Source organism: Thalassospira xianhensis MCCC 1A02616, assembly GCF_003326475.1.
Lineage (GTDB): Bacteria > Pseudomonadota > Alphaproteobacteria > Rhodospirillales > Thalassospiraceae > Thalassospira > Thalassospira xianhensis.
Window position 1 is genome coordinate 153,166 of record NZ_JPWA01000004.1, and the last position, 19,717, is coordinate 172,882.

Here is a 19,717-nt window from a genome sequence, read left to right on the forward strand (position 1 = left end):
ACCAAAAACGCCCGGATGTTTCCGGGCCTTTTTGGTATCAGGTTTTGGCGACGCGCCGTGGCAATGCAATCGTGACCTCAAGCCCGCGTCTGGGCAAATTGCGTAGCCGTACCGTACCGTCATGGGCATCTATAACCGTTTTCACAATCGACAGGCCAAGCCCACTGCCGCCGGTGGTACGCGCGCGTGATCCCTCGACACGGAAGAATGGCAAAAAAACATTTTCCTGATGTTCCTCGGCAATGCCCGGCCCCTCGTCCCGAATGGAAATAAGAACCGTGTCGGCTGTCGCATCCAGACTGACATAGGCGCGATAACCGTATTTCAGGGCATTTTCGATCAGGTTGGTGAAGGCACGTTTTAAGGTTCCCGGCCGACAGGTCAGACGGATGCTACGCTTGTCGCCAAATGAATGCGCTTCATCCCCGCCCCCAAAAACCGTATGCACCGAACTGAACCGAAGCGGCTGAGGACCCTCAAAACTGACAGGTCGACCAAGATCGGCGTAATCGTCGCAAATCGCTTCGAGAACCGATGTGAAATCAACTGTGCGCTCTTCTTCCTTGTGAATCCAGTCACCAAGGAAATCGAGCGCATCATTCAAAAGCCCGTCCATTTCATCAAGGTCACGCAATACGGTTTCGCGCAACTCATCATTATCGATAAATTCCGCACGCAGGCGCAGGCGCGTACTGGGCGTGCGCAAATCGTGTGAAATCGCGGCCAGCATGCGGGTTCTATCCCCCAGCATGCGTGAAATCCGTTCGCGCAATCCGTTATAGGCCGCGGCCATTGATCTTGCCTCGGTCGGGCCGCGTTCCTCGACCGGGGGGCCTTCGACTTCGTCGCCCTGACGAATGATCGCCTCGGTCAGATTTTTGAAAGGCCCGGCCAGAAGGTCGGCCAAGGCAGCGAATACCGCCAACACCGCGATAACCCCGACCAGAAAAATCAGAAAAACCATGGATGGCGATGCATAATCCGCCCAAAGTACCGGATGATTAAGCAGCATCCGCATGCCTGATGGCAACATGATCTCGATACGGGCTTCTAACCCCTGACGTGCTATTTCGCGCGATAGACCGGCAAAAAACAGGCTGGGATTTTCGGCCGTTTCAATCAGGTCACGCTGTTCGGAACCAAGGCGACCACGACGAAAATGGACCTTTACCGATGTTGGCCAGCCTGTATCAGCCAGACGCGCAGGCATTGCGATATGTTGTGCCGGGCGCGAAAACAGAAGAATTGTACCGATGTCGTCAGGTGGCAGAACACGGACAGAAAGCCCGTCACGCGCGGCTATATCAACGATATTTCCCTGTAATTCCGGGCTTTCCGCGATCAGGATCAGTTCGCGAATGGTAAAGCCCAGCGTATAGGCACGGCTGATCCGTTCGCTTCGTTCGATAATGTATTTCGATGCGATTGAACTGATCCCGGCGATGATGACACCACCGACCATCATGATCATAAAGATGCGTCCGCCCAGCGTGCGGGGCTTGAACCGCCGCATATATTCGGAAAACGCACCAATCTGATCTGTCATGGATCGAATTCCTAGACGGTCCTCGTATCGGCGCAGAACTGATAGCCGATCCCGCGCACTGTTTTGATCAGTTTGGGATTTTTGGCATCTTTTTCAATTTTCCGGCGCAGGCGGCTGATCTGGATATCGATACTGCGATCAAAGGGGATCGAGCTTTGACCGCGTACGATATCAACAAGCTGTTCACGCGAAAGCGCACGCTTGTTATGCTTTACCAGCGCCAGCAACAGCGAAAATTCCCCGGTCGACAAATGCACGGCAACATCATCCAGATCGCGCAATTCGCGTGATCCAATGTCGAGCGTCCAGTCGGCAAACAGGATTTTCTGGGTCTTGGTTTCTTCGTGATGGACCTGTGTCACGGTGCCGGTTTCAAAACGGCGGAACACGGCACGAATACGTGCCAGCAATTCGCGCGGATTGAACGGCTTGGTCAGATAGTCATCTGCACCCAGTTCCAGACCAAGAATACGGTCCGTATCCTCGCCCACCGCGGTCAGCATGACAATCGGTACCTTGGAATTGCGGCGCACATCCCGGCACAGCGCAAAACCATCCTCGCCGGGTAACATGATATCAAGGATCACCAGATCAATATTCCAGTCGCGAAGCGCACGATGCATCTCCGCCCCGTCGGAAACGGTGGTGATACGAAACCCGTGCTGGAGCAGGAATTTTTTCAGAAGCTTCTGGATTTCCTGATCGTCATCGACAACCAGAATATGGGGTTCACGTCGCGTACTCAGTCTCCGCCTCCCTTCGGTCGACAGGTCCGTAACCGGACCGTGGCGCGGAGTTTAGTTCATATCGTTGCAGTATTGAACCATTTTACCAAACGGACGGGATAAATGAAAAAGCCGGGGAGAGAATCCCCGGCTTTTGATCTACAAATCCTTTGCATGCAGAGACTTATACAACCTATTTCAGGTCATAAACTTTCGTGCTGCCCGATACTTCGCTTGCTACGATCAGCATGGCGTTGCCCGTCGGGCTATCTTTTGGATCAACAAACAGCATGCCTTCCGGTGCAAGTTCACCCGCAGTACCTGCTTCCGGATTACCGGAAAAACGACGATCTGAATGATAGGTCACGAATTGCGGATTGGTCGGATTTGTCAGGTCATAGACCATAAATCCGCCCTGGCGTTCCAGACCAATGAAAGCATAAGGCGTACCATTGACGTAACCGGTTGCCAGACCTTCGGGTTCCGGCCCCTTATCATCAGAACGGTCATCACGGCTGTAGTTCTCGGTGTCAGATGCATTGAACACATTGCCGTAATTAGCGGCCATGTACTGCTCAAACTTGTCACCACTGTCAAAGACCATATTACCATCGGCATCAAGGACGGAGAACGAACGTGCGCCATAGCTATAGATCACGTCGAAATCACCATCACCATCCGTATCCCCCTGCGCCGTGGTCGTTTTCAGACGTCCAAGGTTTTCGTCCTTCTGCAAGGAGCTAGCATTCGGGAATGCGACCGGATCAAGGGGCAGTTTGCCAACACGGGTTTCTTCGCTGTAACCGTCGTAATCGCGGGAATCCCCCTCGTTTGCCGTCAGGACCCAGGTTTTGCCGCCGATTTCGATCGTATCGATCGTATCTGGCATATACATTCCCATGACCGGCCAGGTGCGAATGTTGATTTCGCCGTCCTTGTCGCTGGCATCAAACGCGTTGACCGAATGATCCTTGAAGCCAAGACCGGCAACCCGAATAACATTTGCGGTCTCAATGTCGATGATCGCCACCGCGTTGTTTTCCTGAAGCGAAACATAGGCCGTTTTGCTGTCTTTCGAGACGGCGATATATTCCGGCTCGACATCCTGTGCCACGCTCGAAGTGCCCGGGTTTGACGTGCGCATGCCATATGGCAGGTCCGGCCCGTTCAGGAATGCGAAGGAAATATTTCGCACATCGGCATCCGACAGATCGGCAAGATTTCCGGACACCGGAATAATCGAAATGCTGCCTTCGGGATCATTGTCGAATGCGTCATTCGGCTCCCCTTCGTTCGCAACCAAAACGTATTTACCATCCGGGGTAAACTTGATCATGTCAGGCAACGAGCCGACAGTTACCGCAGCAATGAAATCACCATTGGTATCAAAGAAGACTGCCTTGCCCGGTGCCTGTTTGTCGTCATTCTCGACCGCGGCGGCAACGATGTTGCCATGGATGGCAACGCTGTTTGCTGCCTTCCCCCAGGTTTCAAGTTTGATCGAGCCAAGTTTGGCGAGTTTGTCCGGGGTCGACATATCGAGAATATCGATTGCCTTTTCACCACCATTCACAACGAAAATGCGCTTGTTTGCCGGATCATAAGCCGGGATTTCAGCCGCACCTTCGTCAAAAAGACCGCTGCGATATTCACCCATCGGCACAATCGAAAGCGGTTTGGCCGCCGGTGAAGCCGTATCGACCGTCATGGCCATGTTGCTCGAATGAGATGCCGTACCACAAGCCCCGAGAAGCACAGACATCGCCACAGTCGCCATTAAAGAATAACGCATAAATTCCCCCTGATGTTCGGTTTAATCGTGGCAGATAACCTGCTGATAACGCGTAACAGTTTGATGACGACAAGGTGACAGTTTCATAAATATCGGGCACTGCACGATGCTCCAAACGCCATCGGCCAGCGTAAGACATCAAAGGTTGATAATTTTCACGCAGGAAGAACAAAAATGGCCACAATCAGGATCGCCATTATCGGTGCAGGAATGGCCGGTTTAAAGGCAGCATCTACGTTTCACCGGGTCGGCATCAATGTAACGGTCTTTGAAAAAAGCCGCGGCACGGGCGGACGTCTGGCAACACGGCGCACCAAATTTGGCGATTTCAATCACGGTACCCAATATGTCACCGCCCTCAATCCTGATTTTAAGGCATTCCTGCATCAGGCTGAAAACCGGAAAGCAGCCCGGAACTGGAACCCGAACCTACATCGCGGAGCTTTGGCGCACCTGCATATGCCATCGCAATCAATCACAGACGGCAATGCCGCCAAAGATATCTGGTATCAGGGCGCACCCCAGATGAATAAACTGATCACCCCGCTTCTGGCACCGTTTGAAATCTGCAAGCAACACCGCATTATCCGTATCGAAACCGCCGGACCGCGCAATTTTGTCCTGCATGACGATATGGATGGTGAATTCGGCCCGTTTGACGGTGTGATCGTTACCGCGCCAGCCCCGCAATCGGCAGAATTGCTGCAACCGCTTGCCGCACGATTTGATCCGATTGCCGATGTTGAAATGGCCCCATGCTGGGCTGTGATGATTGCCTTTGCCAAACCGTTGCCAACGGCATTTGACGCAATGATCCATCCTGATCCGGCGATAAGCTGGGCAGCGCGCAGTGGCGATCACCGTCATCTGATCCACAAGCCATCCCCCGATCTTTGGGTTTTGCATGCCAGTCCGGAATGGTCCCGCGACAACCTTGAAGAGGACAAGGAACGCATCGCATCCCGATTGCTTGATAAGCTGCGCGAGGCAAGTGGTGCAAAGCTTCCCGATGTGGTGTTCATAAACACGCATCGCTGGCGATATGCCCGCACGATCAAACCGCTTGGAAAAAGTCATCTTAGCGGCATGAACGGGCGCGTCATTGCCGCGGGCGATTGGTGTCTTGGTGCAAGGGTGGAAGCCGCATGGCGCAGCGGAAAATGCGCGGCCCATGCCATGATCGAGACACTGATCGGGTAATTTGGGATGCGCCGAAATGCCAATGGTCAAAGGCCTGCAAAATCAGACCTGCCACACAAAACCTGCCTGACCTGTAATCGACCGTTTGCCTGGAGGCGCAAATGGCGTAATTGCTGGGACTATGTCAAATATTGCTCTGCCCGTTGTCGGGATCATCGCGCAAACAACAAGGGCAGTGCCAGTCAGGCTGACACCGCCCCATAAATCCACAGATTTGTCGGATCAAAATTAATCCCGAAGGGCATGCAACTGATGGATCAGACCGGCGGTTGAAGCGTCACGGCTATCGGCAGTTTCATTCCCCTGAACCATTGGCAGCAATTCCTTGGCAAGTTGTTTGCCAAGCTCAACACCCCACTGGTCATAGGAATTGACGTTCCAGATAATCCCCTGAACAAAGATTTTATGTTCATACATTGCGACCAGACGCCCCATCGTAAAGGGATCAAGCTGCTTATAGAGGATCATGGTACTGGGCTTGTTCCCGGCAAAGACCTTTTGCGGGGCCAGAACATCAATCTCGGCCGGGGACAGATTGCCACCGGCAAGTTCATCGCGGACTTCCGCCTCTGTCTTGCCGCGCATCAGGGCTTCGGCCTGCGCAAAGCAGTTTGCGACCAGTTTGTCATGGTGGTTCGATAACGGGTGCAAGGCATTCGCCGCAACGATGAAATCAACCGGGATCAGTTCTGCACCCTGATGGATCAACTGATAAAAGGCGTGCTGGCCGTTGGTGCCGGGTTCGCCCCAGATGATCGGACCGGTTTCATAATAGATCGGCTTGCCATCGCGGGTAACTGATTTGCCGTTACTTTCCATATCGGCCTGCTGCAAATAGGCCGGAAGGCGCGACAGATGCTGGTCATAAGGCAGGATCGCCTGACTGGAAGCCCCCAGAATATTACGATACCACACCCCGATCAGGGCCAGTGTCACCGGAATGTTCTGGTCAAGCGGTGCAGAACGGAAATGGTTATCCATCGCCTGCGCACCACGGAGCAATTCTTCAAACTTCTCGTAACCAACCGCCAGAATGATCGGCAATCCAATCGCCGACCAAAGGCTGTACCGTCCGCCGACCCAGTCCCAGAATCCGAATGCATTTTTGGTATCGATGCCGAATTCGGCGACCTTGTCCAAGGCAGTCGATACAGCGACGAAATGCTTGGCAACTGCCCCCTCGTCTTTCAGCAAACCCACCAGCCAGTCGCGCGCCGAATAGGCATTGGTCAGGGTTTCGTCGGTGGTGAAGGTTTTGGATGCAATGATGAAAAGCGTCGTTTCCGCGTCAAGATCTTTGAGCGTATCAACGATATGCGCGCCATCCACGTTGGAAACAAAATGGCAACGAATGCCGTCGATATGATACGGGCGGAGTGCCTCGTTCACCATGACCGGGCCAAGGTCGGAACCGCCAATACCGATATTGACAACATCGGTGATCGCCTTGCCGGTATGGCCTTTCCAGTCGCCGGTATGCACACGCACGGCAAAGCGTTTCATACGTGCCAAGACTTCTTTGACGTCAGGCATAACGTCCTTGCCATCGACCATCACCGGATTGCCATCCAGATTGCGAAGTGCCGTATGAAGAACAGCGCGATTTTCGGTGACATTGATCCGGTCACCGGCGAACATCCGTTCACGCCAGCTTTCGACGTTGGCCGTTTCTGCCAATTCACGTAGTGCTGCCATCACATCATCGGTGATCAGGTTTTTCGAATAATCGATAAACAGATCATCCTGCGTAACGTGGAAACGGTTGAACCGTGCCGGATCATTGGCAAAGGCCTTGCGCAAATTCAGACTTTTGGAAACTTCCGCGCCCAGTCGATCAAGCTTTTCCCAGCAGGTCGTCAGATTTTCTGTGGACATTCCACCCTCGGCTTCAAACAGATAGCAAACAATATCGACGTCATGTCAAAACACTAACACGCCGATACGACCATTTGTGGGACAGTTTGTGGGACATTTTGATGGCAACCCGGCGGGAACAGGATTGCCATCGCATGAATATTATCCGCGCAATCAATTCGCGGAAAGAAATTCCAAAACCTGTTCCTCGGTCGGAAGGGCGGCAATTGCACCGCGTTTGGTTGCGGTAATGGCGCCAACCGCATTGGCAAAGCGACAGGCAGCTTCGACCTTTTCCGCAGATTTCAACAATTCCGGATCTTTGAGCAAACGTGACAGGAAGCCTGCAGTAAAACCGTCCCCTGCCCCGGTCGCATCAACAGCGGTAACCTTGAACGGCTTGGCCGAGCCTTCGAAATCAGGGGTAAAGAACCGGCTGCCTTTCGGACCCGACGTCACGATCATCAGTTTCCAGTGATCGCACCACAATTCCCTTACGCCAGCCTCAAGATCATCCTTGCCGGTGATAAAGGCGACTTCGTCGTCGGAAATTTTGACAACATCCGCCTTGGTAATCGCAAGACGCAGCATGTCACGTGCGGCATCCGCACTGGGCCAAAGCGGCAGGCGCAGGTTCGGATCACATGAAATGATGGCGCCGTTTTCACGTGCAATGTCGATGGCCGCAAGCGTCGCCGCGCGCGGATCATCGTCGATCATGCAAAGCGTGCCATAGTGAAACAGCGCGCATCCCTTCAGCATGTCCTGATTCAGATCGGATGGGGACAGCAACATGTCGGCCGACGGGCTGCGATAGAAAGAAAATTCGCGTTCGCCATCGGCCCGCAATGAAACAAAGGCAAGCCCTGTCAGGGCTTCTTTGGTCAGGACAATGCCCGATGTATCGACATTGTCGGCTTTGAGCGTATCGACCAGAAAATGACCGAATGCATCATCGCCAAGCTTACCGATAAAACCCGTTTCAATGCCAAGCCGCTGCAATCCCACAGCCACATTGCCCGGCGCACCGCCTGCGGCCTTGGCAAATGCCGGCGCATCGGCAAGGCCGGTGCCAGTTACGGTCGGAACAAAATCGATCAGCAATTCCCCAAGGCAAACTGCTTTTGCGCTCATAGCGTTTCTCCGTTTATGTCTCCCGGCAACGGGGTTGCGGGCATTATCATTTGCTGTGGGACGCGACGTTTTTAAATCGATTCAATTCGACAGGCAAAGGAAAAGCCACTTTGATCACAAAGTGGCTGATTTCCGGGTGTAACACTGCAACTTCAGGCAGCTTTTCCAAGTGCCACTTCACGCACGCGGCCAAGCGACGTCATCCACTCATCGAAATGATCGTCATGTTCAAGCTGATAGCGGTAATGGCGGTTAAGGGCTGCGGTCAATTTGCCGTCTCGGCCAAGCAGATTATCGGCAAAGGCAATCATGCGCGAATTTGGCCATGCAATCGGACGAATGGCACGAAGAGTGGCAAACAGTTCATCTTCTGCCACGTCAGGCTGGGTCTGCGCCATCAGGGTTAGCATCGCCGCGGTCGAACGTGATACGCCCATATGGCAATGCACCAGCAAATGCCCGTCCTTACGGGCATCAACCGTGTTTTTAAGCCCCTCGCCAAAGGCAAGAACCTCTTCAACATGGGCAGATGTCGGGGCTATCTGGCCCGGTAGCTCCTCGATAATATCGTGGAAGCGCAGAATGGTACGTTCATGCGGCGCATATGCCGCAAAGGCATCCGGGTCAGGACGCTCCGGATCAAGGACGGAAAGCACATGCGAAACCGATCTGGTCTGATGGGTTGGCAGTTCATCAATGCCACAAATCGTCAAAAGCGAAATTGAAACCGGTTTCATATCTTTCCTCCAATACACTGATCGGGTGCAATAACATCACAGCAGCCCCCAAAAGCAAAGGGCCGGTATTGACAAAATACCGGCCCCTTTTTGAATTCTTTATAATCGCGTGTTTACGGCTTTCGGTTTACCGCATGGATGTTCAGCATTTCCCACGCAATTGTCGCCCCGGCCAATGATGTAATGTCCGAAACATCATAAGGTGGAGAAACTTCGACCACATCCGACCCTATCAGGTTGATCCCCCCGGCAAGACCGCGCAGGATCGAAACCGCCTGATGACTGGTCAACCCGCCCAGTACTGGCGTACCAGTGCCCGGGGCATAGCACGGATCAAGCCCATCAATATCAAAGGTGATATAGGCGTGATTATCACCGACCACGTCCTTGATTTTGGCAACGATCTGATCAATCGACATCGCCTGCACATCCGGCCCATACAGGATGTTATATCCGTGGGTAGATTCATTATGCGTGCGGATGCCAACCTGAATCGATTTCGCCGCGTCAACAATGCCATTCTTTGCCGCATGCCAGAACATGGTGCCATGATCGATACGATCGCCGTCATCTTCCCATGTGTCGGAATGGGCATCGAACTGGATCAGCGAAATCCCCTTGCCGTACTTTTCGGCATGAGCTTTCAGGATCGGGTAGCTGATGAAATGATCGCCGCCGATGGTCAACATTTTCGCACCCGAGCTAACGATATCGCGTGCGTGATCCTCAATCATTTCCGGGATCTTATGCGGATAACCGGGATCAATCACCATATCGCCATAGTCGATCACGGCCAGTTCACCAAAAATATCGCGCCCGGACGGGAAATGCGGTGCCCATGCAAGATTTACCGACGCTCGGCGCACCCCCTGCGGACCAAGGCGCGTACCGGGACGGCTTGACGTTGCAAGATCAAAGGGAATACCGGTTACCGCAACATCAATGCCCGTAAGATCACGGGTATATTTGCGGCGCATGAATGACAGCGCACCTGAATACATCGGCTCGCTGGTATTCTGATGCACGGATTTTGCAGTAAAAGCGTTGTCGCCGCCTTTGGTATCAATAACCCCGGTACTGCTCATAATTCGTCCCCTTGTCCTTTCCGAACCTCAGGCGTCGCCCAGTGCAATCCAGGTCGACTTGATTTCACAATATTTGTCCATCGCATGCAGCGAACGGTCGCGACCGGTGCCCGATTGCTTGTAACCGCCAAACGGCATGGTGATGGATCCTCCGTCCCAGCAATTGACCCAGACAAGACCGGCACGCAGCTTTTTAGCCGCCAGATGGGCCTTGTTGATATCGCGCGTCCAAACTGCCGCAGCAAGTCCATATGGCGTATCATTTGCCGTCTGAACAGCCTCTTTCCAATCCTTGACCGAAATCACCGACAAAACCGGGCCAAAGATTTCTTCCTTGGCAATTGTCATGTCGTTTTTGACCGCATCAAAAACGGTTGGTTCGACATAATAGCCACCGGACTCGGTGCGTGCACGCTTGCCGCCGGTGCAAAGTTTTGCACCCTCTGCCGCCCCCTTCTCGATATAGCCCAGAACGCGGTTCATCTGATTTTCATCGACAATCGCGCCCATCTGACTGTTCGGGTCCAGGGGGTCACCCGGCTGCATTTTGCGCCCTGCTGCAACCACTTTCTCGATGAATTCGTCCTTGATGCTTTCTTCGACAATCAGGCGCGAACCGGCTGTGCAAACCTCGCCCTGATTATAGAAAATGCCGCCTGCTGCAGCTTCTGCTGCCGCGTCCATGTCGGGGCAATCGGCCAGAACGATATTCGGGCTTTTGCCACCGCATTCCAGCCAGACGCGTTTCATGTTCGACTGACCGGAATATTGCAGGAACAGTTTGCCCACCTCGCCCGAGCCGGTAAAGGTCACGCAATCGACATCCGGATGCAAGCCAAGCGCCTTGCCCGCCGTCGGACCAAAGCCCGGCAGAACGTTCAGAACACCGGCAGGAATGCCCGCTTCTACCGCCAGCTCCGCGACACGTATTGCGGTCAATGGCGATTGTTCGGCAGGTTTCAGAATGATCGAGTTGCCCATCGCCAATGCCGGGCCAAGCTTCCAGACCGCCATCATCAACGGGAAGTTCCACGGCACGACCGCGGCAACAACGCCAAGCGGTTCCCGCGTGATCATGCCGATTGCGCGTGCTTCACCCGGTGAAATTTCGTCATAAATCTTGTCGATCGCCTCGGCATACCAGCGAATGCATTTATAGGACAACGGAATGTCATCACCCGACGCAAGGCTGATCGGCTTGCCCATATCAAGACTTTCAAGCAGCGCCAGTTCGGCAGCATGCTTTTCCATCAGATCGGCAAACTTCATCATCACTGCCTTGCGCTTGCCCGGGGATGCTTCCGACCAACTGCCTTTTTCAAAGACCGCACGGGCCGATGCCACCGCGCGATTGACGTCCTCCACATCGCATTCGGCGACCTTGGTCAGAACAGTGCCATCGCGCGGGCTGATGCAATCGAATGTCTTGCCAGATGCGGCATCAACATAGACACCATTGATAAACGCCTTATTGCGGATCGTCAGACTTGCAGCCTGTGCGCTCAGCTGTTCGAAATTCAACTGGTTTGTCATCGGAAATCCTCCTGACGGATCGCGCGTTTGGTTTGTTCCGCGCGATATTCAAACATGATGATTGTGCAATCAGTATGACGGTGGTGTTGCGGCACTGACGACTTCGCATTCAATGTCGCCCGCATTGCGAAACCGGTGCGGGATTTCCGCATTAAAGTAATAGGCATCACCCGGTCCAAGAACCTGAACCCGTTCGCCCACCGTGACCTCAAGCTTGCCACGGACAACAACACCGGCTTCCTCGCCCTTCTGGACGATCAGATTGTCACCGGTATCGCCGCCGGGCGGATAGATTTCATGAAGGACGCGCAGATTGCGGTCCTTGCGGGTTGCACCGACAAGACGCATCGACATTGTGCCATCGGAAAGCTCGACTAGGTCTTCCTTGCGAAAGAAAATCTCCTCGCCGTTTTCCAGATCTATCGTAAAGAAATTGATCAGGCTCATGGGGATACCTGCCAGAACCTTGGCAAGACTATCAACCGACGGGCTGACCCGGTTCTGTTCAATCGTCGAGATCGTGCTGTTCGTGACACCGGCGCGACGCGCCAGTTCACGCTGGGACAACCCGTACATGGTACGTACAGCTTTCAGGCGGTCCCCAACCTTTTGTGACATCCGGTCTCTTCCCTGTCGGTCGCTCTTGTCGGCGACCATTTTGCAAAAGTTGCGTTATACCGCGTCAAGATACCAGCGGTATTCAAGCGGCGTGACCTCGGAAAAGAATTCGTCATATTCGGAACGTCGGCAGATATCGAAAACCTCGACAAACCGCTCGCCCAGATATTCCTTGACGATGTCACCCTCGACAAAACGATCAAGTGCAGAAATCATGCTGCGCGGGACGATCCGCCCGCCATGCTGTTCATAGCCATTGCCGACAATCGGGTCACCGGGATCAAGCTTGTTCTTCATGCCGTAATGCATGCCCGCCAAAACACAGGCAAGAACCAGATACGGGTTGGCATCCGCACCCGATACACGATGTTCGATACGTGCCGCTTCCGGGCTACCTGCCGGAATACGCAAGGCAACCGTACGGTTGTTAAGCCCCCAGTTTGGAGACATCGGCGCATAGGCCTTGTTCTGGAACCGGCGATACGAATTCGGGTTGGGCGCAAAAATCGCCATGCTTTCAAACATTGACGCCTGCAAACCGCCAATCGCGTTCAACAGGAGGTCCGAAACATCCTCGTCCCCCTTGGGCGAAAGGACGTTCTTGCCTTCCTTGTCACGCAACGACACATGGACGTGCAATCCGTTGCCCGCCTGATCGGAATAGGGTTTGGCCATGAATGTTGCTGTCACGCCGTGATCCCAGGCAATGCCTTTGACAACGCGTTTTAGCTGCATCGCGTGATCAGCCGCCTGCATCGGGTCATTAACATGCCCCAGATTGATTTCAAACTGGCCGGGCCCGGCTTCGGCAACGATTGTATCAGCTGGAATGCCCTGCCGGTTCAGTTCGGCAACCGCGTCATGAAGGACTTTTTCGAAATCCTCGATCTGCTGCAGGCCATAGACCTGAACACCGTCCGATGCGATCCCGCCACCAAGTGGCGCAGGTGGCAACGGTGCAGCGGTTTGTTCATTCTGATCGGCAAGATAGAATTCAAGTTCCAGCGCGACAGTCGGATAAAAACCGTCAGCAGCCAAACGGTCGACAACCCCCTGCAACACATTGCGCGGATCGGCAAAGAATTTGGTACCGTCCAGATTATACAGGCTCATCATGACCTGCGCCAAAGGCAGTTCACCGTACGGAACCGCATGCAGGGTTCCCGGGATCGGCCGGGCAATATTGTCCTGATCGCCACTGGACCAAAGCAGGCCGGTGCCTTCCGGGTTATCGCCGGTGATATCCACCAGACACACAGAACCCGGCATGTTGATGCCTTCATGAAAGCTTTTGAGAAACTTCTGCTTGCTGATTCGCTTGCCCCGGAACACCCCATTCACGTCAGGAATGAGTAATTCGACAAGTTCGATATCCGGATTTGCTTCAAAGAATCGTTGAGCTTCCGCCCTACTGTCTTCGACGAACGACTTGTTCATCGTCTAATACTCCCAGAAAAGCCTATTTATTCACTTTTTCATCGTGCCCCGCCCAATGATTGCGGTCAAGCCCCTCGTTCGATATATCGTGCAAATAATGCACTGCAAAATAAATCCCTGACGCGACTGCCATGGATATTAAGAATGGTTTGAAACAACCAGCCCATATCAAATTTGGCTCCAGAACGACAAATTTGTTTCATAAAATTTCCCCTTGCAAAGGTGTTCAAAAAAACGAACACTTGTCTCAGATGTTCAACATATCGCACAAAGCAGGCGACTACCGCTGTCAGGAGACGTTATGAATAATTTCGACAAAACCGCCTATTGGCAGGATATCGATCAGCAGCACCATATTCATCCGTTTACCGATACGGCCGACCTAAACAGTCGTGGCACACGCGTGATTACACGCGCCAAAGGCGTATTCATCGAAGATTCGCATGGTAAACAGTATCTGGACGGCATGGCTGGCCTGTGGTGCGTCAATGTCGGTTATGGCCGCAAGGAACTTGCCGAAGCCGCTTATAACCAGATGCTTGAACTGCCCTACTACAACAACTTCTTCCAGTGCGCGAACACGCCTGCGATCGAGCTTTCCAAAGTTCTTGCCGAAATTACGCCCGATGGTTTGGACCACGTCTTTTATGCCAATTCCGGCTCGGAAGCGAACGACACGGTTGTCCGTATGGTCCGGCAATACTGGAAGCTTAAAGGTCAGGCGGAACGCACCTACATCATCAGCCGCAAGAATGCCTATCACGGCTCAACCATTGCCGGGGCGTCGCTTGGCGGGATGGCCGGAATGCATTCGCAGGGCGGGCCGCTTCTGCCCGATGTCGCTCATATAGATCAGCCATACTGGTACGGTGAAGGCGGCGATCATACGCCCGAAGAATTCGGCCTGATTGCGGCGCGCAAGCTCGAAGAAAAAATAGAAGAACTCGGTGCGGATCGCGTCGGAGCCTTCATTGGTGAACCAATCCAGGGCGCCGGTGGCGTGATCATTCCGCCATCAACCTACTGGCCGGAAATTCAACGCATCTGCAAAAAATATGATATCCTTTTGATTGCTGATGAGGTCATTTGCGGCTTTGGCCGCACCGGTAACTGGTTTGGTTCGGACACGTTCGATATCAAACCGGACCTGATGCCAATGGCAAAAGGCATGTCATCGGGTTACCTTCCGATTTCGGCTGTCATGGTGGGCGAACGGGTTGCTGATGTCCTGATCAATGAATGCGGCGAGTTCACACACGGCTTTACCTATTCCGGCCACCCGGCAGCTGCCGCGGTTGCGCTGGAAAATATCCGCATCATTCGTGATGAAAAACTGGTTGAGCGTGTTCGTGACGATATCGGTCCGTATTTTGCCGAAAAGCTCAAAACCCTTGCAGATCACCCACTGGTCGGTGCGGTTGAAACCGTCGGTCTGATTGCCGGTATTCCGCTGGTCGATAACAAGGCAACGCGCAAACCGTTCGACAAGCCGGGCACGGTTGGCACCATTTGCCGCGATGCCTGTGTTGAACATGGCGTGATCATGCGGGCCTGCGGTGATCGGATGGTGACATCGCCGCCGCTTTGCATCACGCATGGCGAAGTCGATGAATTGGTCAAACGTGCCCGGGCAGCCTTTGATGCCACGGCCAAGAAAATCGGTAAAATGTAAGTTCCGATTTGAATCAAGACATTACACAAACACCCGGCGCGATATAATATCCGCCGGGTGTTTGCTATTTTCCCGCCTTCGCCCCAAAAGAGTTCATCATGCTCAAACGACTTTATCAGGCCCCGGCCTATCAGACCTCTACACTGCCTGACAGCTATTGGGTTGGCAGTGCGGCCCCCCTTCCCGATTGCGATAAAATGCCGGATGACGGCACGGTCACAGCTGATGTTGTGATTATCGGGGGCGGATATACGGGGCTGTCGGCCGCACTGGAACTGGCGGAGAATGGCGTTGATGTTGCCGTTTTTGATGCAGGACGTTCAGGTTGGGGCGCATCGGGGCGCAATGGCGGATTTTGCTGCATGGGCGGAAGCGGCAAAAGCTATGCCCAGCTTGCCAAACAGTTTGGTGATGACCAAACACGCCATTTTGCCAAGCTTCAGCGTGCTGCAATCGACCTTGTCGGATCACGGCTTGAAGAGTGGAATGTCGATGCGGATCGTCATTCGGACGGCGAAGTCATACTGGCGCACAAGGCCAACCGCGTGAAAGAATTGCGTGAAGAGGCAGCCGAAAATGCCCATTTCACCGGTATCGAAACCGAATTCCTGACAAAGGATCAGCTTCGTGAACGCGGCCTTTATGCTCGGGAAACCCATGCAGGATTGCATGTCAAACAGGGCTTTGGACTACATCCCTTAAAATATCTTGCCGGGTTGCACCGCACCTGCACGACCAAAGGTGTTCGGATATTCGAACAGGCGACCATCGAAGACCTCCAAGACACCGGGGACGGTTACATCCTGACCTGCAAAAATGTGCGAATTTCGGCGAAAAAGGTCATCGTCGCCACCAACGGCTACAGTGCCGAAAACCTGCCCGACTGGATTGGTGGGCGATTGATGCCGGTGTTTTCCGGTATCCTTGTCACGCGTCCGATGTCCAATAGTGAACTTGCCGACCAAGGCTGGACCAGCGACCTGATGGCATTTGATAGCCGCATTCTGCTGCACTATTTCCGCAAGCTGCCCGACAATCGCTTCATGTTTGGTGGGCGTGGCGGTATCACGGCAACCCCGACGGCCTTTGATGCCGCAAAACGGCACCTGTTGTCGCATTTTCACCGGATGTTCCCGGCATGGCAGGATGTTGAAATCACCCACCACTGGAACGGGCTTGCCTGTCTGTCACAATCGTTCCGCCCCTATGTGGGACGGGTTCCGGGGCATCGGGATGTCTGGACGGGGCTTGCATGGCATGGCAATGGCGTCGCACTTGGAAGTGTGGCCGGGAAAATGCTGGGTCAGCAAATCCTTGGTATCAAGGGCCCGGATGACGTCGGTGCGATCATGGGTACACCGCCCGATCGTTTCCCGCTGGCAAGGTTCCGGCGGATCGGCCGCAGCCTCGCCTATCGATATTATGGTTTGCGTGACGAGTTTGCGTAATCGGGCAAACTGACCTATGTCATGTCGCGGCCCCAGCCTTTGCGCTATTGCCCGGATCAATCCTTATCGAGCACGAGACGACCATGTCAGATCAACCGACCCTTGCCGAAATCAAAGAACGCCGCGAAATCGCGACCCGAAAAATCCGCGAGGAAACAGGCATTGATCACGACATGATCAAAAATATCGTGCATGGCTTTTACGCAAAGGTGCGCGATGACGCGATGCTGGGCCCGGTATTCGCGGAAAAAATTACTGATTGGGATCACCATCTGGAACGGATGTGCATGTTCTGGGCATCTGTGGCACTTGCCAGTGGTGCCTATGACGGCCGCCCGATGCAAAAGCACCTGACACTCAGGATCGACCGGAACCATTTTGATCGCTGGCTTGAGTTATTTGCCGAAACACTTTCAGAATACTGTGAAACGGCTGCCGCACGCCATTTCATGGAACGCGCCCTTCGGATTGCATCAAGTTTCGAAATCGGGATCGCTGCGCACAATGGTGTCATTCTGGGTAAAGGCGAACGTTACGATCCGGTTTCGGCATGGTCCCCGAAATAGGCCAGAACTCATAGTAATCAGCACACTGCAAAACTTTTTATCATCTTTCTTAAGACCGACATGTTGACAACGTTGTCCTGCTCCGAACAAAATATTGTTACGTGTTATTACTAGACGGGGGCAATCTTCACGCGCACTGAACTGGCAAATCAAAGGGCTTATATTGGCAGCCCTGCAAGATTGCTATGTGCCAGACCGATTGCAAAGTACGACGGACGAGAGCGGAGAAAGACGATATGTGGCTTTGGTTTGGCATCGGAGCAGTCATCATTCTAGCCCTGATTACCACCTATACGATTTATGGCCACAAGCGTCATCTGAGCCCGACAAAGGGCAAGAAAATAGACTTTTCGCAACGCCCCAACAGCGCCCTTGTCATCATTGATCTGCAAGAAGATTTTACGCTGGCCACGGGCAAAAATGCCTATGACCCGGCCATGGTCGAAAAAACGATTTCCGCGATCAACGAACTTGTTGAAATTGCCAACGAAACCGGCCAGCCGGTGATCTCGGTTCGTCAGATATTCAAGGGCTGGTACATCAATCTTCTGGTAAAGCTGTTGAACAAGGGGCGTGGCAGCCCGAAATCAGTTGGCCTTGATCTTGATTCCCGCCTGAACGGTGATATCGATCACGATATCACCAAGGCGCGTGCCGATGCCTTTACCGCCCCCGAACTCGAACGCGTTCTGGAACGCCAGAAAGTCGGCAGACTGCAAATCGTCGGTCTGGATGGCAATTACTGCGTCAAAGCAACGATGCAGGCAGCCATTAATCGCGGATATGACGTATCATTTACCGACGCAGGTATTTTGACTGTCAATCCAGCCATCTGGCAGAAGACCAAGGCCCGCCTTACCGCCAGTGGCGTGACGAGCGGCAGCGCACACGCATCAGCCGAAGCATCCTGAAAACTTTACAGCCTGTCGCGGATTGAATACCAGGTCATGGCAAGGACCAGGAATGGATAGCGCAGTGCCTTCCCGCCCGGGAAGCTTGGAATGCTGATATTTGACATCACATCAAACCGTTCCATCGTGCCCGATACCGCATCGGCCATGATCTGCCCCGCCAGTGTCGCCATTGCCACCCCATGCCCTGAATACCCGGTCGCGGTGAATACCCGGTCCTCGACCTTGCGGAAGAACGGCATACGGTTCATCGTAATCGCAAGCGTCCCGCCCCAGCCATAATCGATTTTAACGTCTTTAAGCTGCGGATAAACTTCCAGCATATGCGGGGCAACAAAGGATTTGATGTTTTTGGGGAAGTGATAGCTATACGTCTCCCCGCCGCCAAACAACATGCGTTTATCGGCCGACAGACGATAATAATTGATCACGAATTTTGAATCCGCGACGGCAACATCATCGCGGATCAATTCCCGCGCCAGATCATCGCCCAATGGCTCGGTCGCGATAACGAAATTGTTGATCGGCATCACCCGTCTGGCAACCCGGTCTTCCAACCCGTCAAGATACCCGTTGCAACCCAGCACCATCATATCCGCTGTCACCCGATGGCCTGATGACGTTTTGACAACAACCTTTTCACTGTTGTCATAGCCTGTAACCGTCGCATTTTCAAAAATCTGCGCCCCGGCTGCACGCGCCGCATCGGCAATACCCAATGCGAAGTTCAGCGGGTGAATATGCCCCGCACCCATATCAAGCGATCCGCCGTGATAGAATTCAGAACCCAGCATGTCGCGGATTTCATCCCGGCCCACGCTTCGGATTGCGTCATAGCCATATTCGGTCTGAAGCTTTTCGGTATATTCATGGGTTCCGGCAACGAACCGTTCGCGATGATCCGCATGCAGAATGCCGGGTTTCCAATCACACTTGATGTCATGCTTGGCGATCAGGCTTTTAACGATATCCTTGGATTGTTCCGCAATATCCCAAAGCTTTCTGGCGTCTTCGCGACCGACCATTTTTTCAAGGTCGTCCTGCTCGCGGCGCTGCCCCGAACCGACCTGCCCTCCATTGCGCCCTGATGCGCCCCAACCAACCCGATGCGCTTCAAGCAGAACAACGCTATATCCGCGTTCTGAAAGATGAAGTGCAGATGACAACCCGGTAAACCCGCCGCCCACAACAACGACATCGCAAACCTTATCCCCGTCAAGTTCGGCAAAGGGTGCGGTCTTGTTCGCCGTTGCCGCGTAGTAGGATGGCGGATATGCGCCAGATTTGTCATTTGCGGTCAGGAAGTTCGGGGTAAACACACGGCGCCTCGGAATTGTTGTCTTGTGATTTATTATCCCCTAATGGTGCCGGAATTGGCCGGACCATCAAGGGAAAACTGGCTAAAACCGGCCTTTGCGCATGCTTTTCACCGATTATGCAAAAACAGGCAACATGCAGA

General features: G+C 53.5%; 17 protein-coding genes. 6 read left to right on the top strand and 11 right to left on the bottom strand.

What is annotated here, in order from left to right; translation table 11 throughout:
- Nucleotides 1–37 precede the first annotated feature (37 nt).
- From TH5_RS05535 to TH5_RS05545, 3 genes are all read right to left on the bottom strand, one after another.
- A complete protein-coding gene (locus TH5_RS05535; protein ID WP_114121012.1) occupies nt 38–1,546 on the bottom strand; it encodes an ATP-binding protein in 1,509 nt (502 codons plus the stop codon).
- 11 nt (nt 1,547–1,557) lie between these two features.
- On the bottom strand, nt 1,558–2,292 hold the full coding sequence (locus tag TH5_RS05540) for a response regulator (RefSeq protein WP_037991605.1): 735 nt from the start codon (nt 2,290–2,292) through the stop codon (nt 1,558–1,560).
- Between the two features lie 172 nt (nt 2,293–2,464).
- A complete protein-coding gene (locus TH5_RS05545) occupies nt 2,465–4,063 on the bottom strand; it encodes a choice-of-anchor I family protein (protein ID WP_244204822.1) in 1,599 nt (532 codons plus the stop codon).
- Nucleotides 4,064–4,237: 174 nt separating this feature from the next.
- Between TH5_RS05545 and TH5_RS05550 the strand changes: the two genes are divergently transcribed.
- Complete coding sequence (locus TH5_RS05550) at nt 4,238–5,263, top strand: NAD(P)/FAD-dependent oxidoreductase (RefSeq protein WP_114121013.1); 1,026 nt, start codon at nt 4,238–4,240, stop codon at nt 5,261–5,263.
- A gap of 6 nt (nt 5,264–5,269) precedes the next feature.
- Nucleotides 5,270–5,467: a DUF2256 domain-containing protein gene (locus TH5_RS05555; RefSeq protein WP_114121014.1), complete on the top strand. Its 198-nt coding sequence runs from the start codon at nt 5,270–5,272 to the stop codon at nt 5,465–5,467.
- A gap of 24 nt (nt 5,468–5,491) precedes the next feature.
- Here the strand turns inward: TH5_RS05555 and pgi are convergent, their stop codons facing one another.
- The 7 genes from pgi to TH5_RS05590 form a co-directional block, all read right to left on the bottom strand.
- Nucleotides 5,492–7,138 carry a glucose-6-phosphate isomerase gene (gene pgi, locus TH5_RS05560; RefSeq protein WP_114121015.1) on the bottom strand — a complete coding sequence of 549 codons (1,647 nt, stop codon included), beginning with the start codon at nt 7,136–7,138 and terminating at the stop codon, nt 5,492–5,494.
- 153 nt (nt 7,139–7,291) lie between these two features.
- A complete protein-coding gene (locus tag TH5_RS05565; RefSeq protein ID WP_114121016.1) occupies nt 7,292–8,251 on the bottom strand; it encodes a PfkB family carbohydrate kinase in 960 nt (319 codons plus the stop codon).
- Nucleotides 8,252–8,403: 152 nt separating this feature from the next.
- Nucleotides 8,404–8,988, bottom strand: a complete 585-nt coding sequence (locus tag TH5_RS05570; protein ID WP_114121017.1) for a tyrosine phosphatase family protein — start codon at nt 8,986–8,988, stop codon at nt 8,404–8,406.
- A 113-nt stretch (nt 8,989–9,101) separates the two neighbouring features.
- Nucleotides 9,102–10,073 carry an agmatinase gene (gene speB, locus TH5_RS05575; protein WP_114121018.1) on the bottom strand — a complete coding sequence of 324 codons (972 nt, stop codon included), beginning with the start codon at nt 10,071–10,073 and terminating at the stop codon, nt 9,102–9,104.
- A gap of 27 nt (nt 10,074–10,100) precedes the next feature.
- A complete protein-coding gene (locus tag TH5_RS05580; protein ID WP_114121019.1) occupies nt 10,101–11,606 on the bottom strand; it encodes an aldehyde dehydrogenase in 1,506 nt (501 codons plus the stop codon).
- A gap of 69 nt (nt 11,607–11,675) precedes the next feature.
- Nucleotides 11,676–12,224 carry a cupin domain-containing protein gene (locus TH5_RS05585; RefSeq protein ID WP_007089374.1) on the bottom strand — a complete coding sequence of 183 codons (549 nt, stop codon included), beginning with the start codon at nt 12,222–12,224 and terminating at the stop codon, nt 11,676–11,678.
- A gap of 54 nt (nt 12,225–12,278) precedes the next feature.
- The gene (locus tag TH5_RS05590) at nt 12,279–13,661 is read right to left on the bottom strand and encodes a glutamine synthetase family protein (protein WP_114121020.1); all 1,383 of its coding nucleotides are present in this window, start codon (nt 13,659–13,661) and stop codon (nt 12,279–12,281) included.
- Nucleotides 13,662–13,962: 301 nt separating this feature from the next.
- On the opposite strand from TH5_RS05590, the gene TH5_RS05595 reads away from it, so the two are divergent.
- The 4 genes from TH5_RS05595 to TH5_RS05610 all read left to right on the top strand — a co-directional run bounded on the left by TH5_RS05595 (nt 13,963) and on the right by TH5_RS05610 (nt 18,258).
- Nucleotides 13,963–15,333: an aspartate aminotransferase family protein gene (locus TH5_RS05595; protein WP_114121021.1), complete on the top strand. Its 1,371-nt coding sequence runs from the start codon at nt 13,963–13,965 to the stop codon at nt 15,331–15,333.
- 98 nt (nt 15,334–15,431) lie between these two features.
- Complete coding sequence (locus tag TH5_RS05600) at nt 15,432–16,781, top strand: NAD(P)/FAD-dependent oxidoreductase (RefSeq protein WP_114121022.1); 1,350 nt, start codon at nt 15,432–15,434, stop codon at nt 16,779–16,781.
- Between the two features lie 83 nt (nt 16,782–16,864).
- Nucleotides 16,865–17,347, top strand: a complete 483-nt coding sequence (locus TH5_RS05605; RefSeq protein ID WP_062953123.1) for a group III truncated hemoglobin — start codon at nt 16,865–16,867, stop codon at nt 17,345–17,347.
- A 236-nt stretch (nt 17,348–17,583) separates the two neighbouring features.
- A complete protein-coding gene (locus TH5_RS05610) occupies nt 17,584–18,258 on the top strand; it encodes a cysteine hydrolase family protein (RefSeq protein WP_114121023.1) in 675 nt (224 codons plus the stop codon).
- 5 nt (nt 18,259–18,263) lie between these two features.
- Here TH5_RS05610 and TH5_RS05615 read toward each other — a convergent pair whose 3' ends face one another.
- Nucleotides 18,264–19,577: an NAD(P)/FAD-dependent oxidoreductase gene (locus TH5_RS05615; RefSeq protein ID WP_114121024.1), complete on the bottom strand. Its 1,314-nt coding sequence runs from the start codon at nt 19,575–19,577 to the stop codon at nt 18,264–18,266.
- Nucleotides 19,578–19,717: the final 140 nt, after the last annotated feature.

Bases quoted from the DNA above. Each gene is read 5' to 3' on its own strand.
- TH5_RS05535 (WP_114121012.1), bottom strand. From the start codon at position 1,546: ATGACAGATCAGATTGGTGCGTTTTCCGAATATATGCGGCGGTTCAAG.
- TH5_RS05545 (WP_244204822.1), bottom strand. From the start codon at position 4,063: ATGCGTTATTCTTTAATGGCGACTGTGGCGATGTCTGTGCTTCTCGGG.
- TH5_RS05550 (WP_114121013.1), top strand. From the start codon at position 4,238: ATGGCCACAATCAGGATCGCCATTATCGGTGCAGGAATGGCCGGTTTA.
- TH5_RS05555 (WP_114121014.1), top strand. From the start codon at position 5,270: ATGCGCCGAAATGCCAATGGTCAAAGGCCTGCAAAATCAGACCTGCCA.
- pgi (WP_114121015.1), bottom strand. From the start codon at position 7,138: ATGTCCACAGAAAATCTGACGACCTGCTGGGAAAAGCTTGATCGACTG.
- TH5_RS05565 (WP_114121016.1), bottom strand. From the start codon at position 8,251: ATGAGCGCAAAAGCAGTTTGCCTTGGGGAATTGCTGATCGATTTTGTT.
- TH5_RS05570 (WP_114121017.1), bottom strand. From the start codon at position 8,988: ATGAAACCGGTTTCAATTTCGCTTTTGACGATTTGTGGCATTGATGAA.
- speB (WP_114121018.1), bottom strand. From the start codon at position 10,073: ATGAGCAGTACCGGGGTTATTGATACCAAAGGCGGCGACAACGCTTTT.
- TH5_RS05580 (WP_114121019.1), bottom strand. From the start codon at position 11,606: ATGACAAACCAGTTGAATTTCGAACAGCTGAGCGCACAGGCTGCAAGT.
- TH5_RS05585 (WP_007089374.1), bottom strand. From the start codon at position 12,224: ATGTCACAAAAGGTTGGGGACCGCCTGAAAGCTGTACGTACCATGTAC.
- TH5_RS05590 (WP_114121020.1), bottom strand. From the start codon at position 13,661: ATGAACAAGTCGTTCGTCGAAGACAGTAGGGCGGAAGCTCAACGATTC.
- TH5_RS05595 (WP_114121021.1), top strand. From the start codon at position 13,963: ATGAATAATTTCGACAAAACCGCCTATTGGCAGGATATCGATCAGCAG.
- TH5_RS05600 (WP_114121022.1), top strand. From the start codon at position 15,432: ATGCTCAAACGACTTTATCAGGCCCCGGCCTATCAGACCTCTACACTG.
- TH5_RS05605 (WP_062953123.1), top strand. From the start codon at position 16,865: ATGTCAGATCAACCGACCCTTGCCGAAATCAAAGAACGCCGCGAAATC.
- TH5_RS05610 (WP_114121023.1), top strand. From the start codon at position 17,584: ATGTGGCTTTGGTTTGGCATCGGAGCAGTCATCATTCTAGCCCTGATT.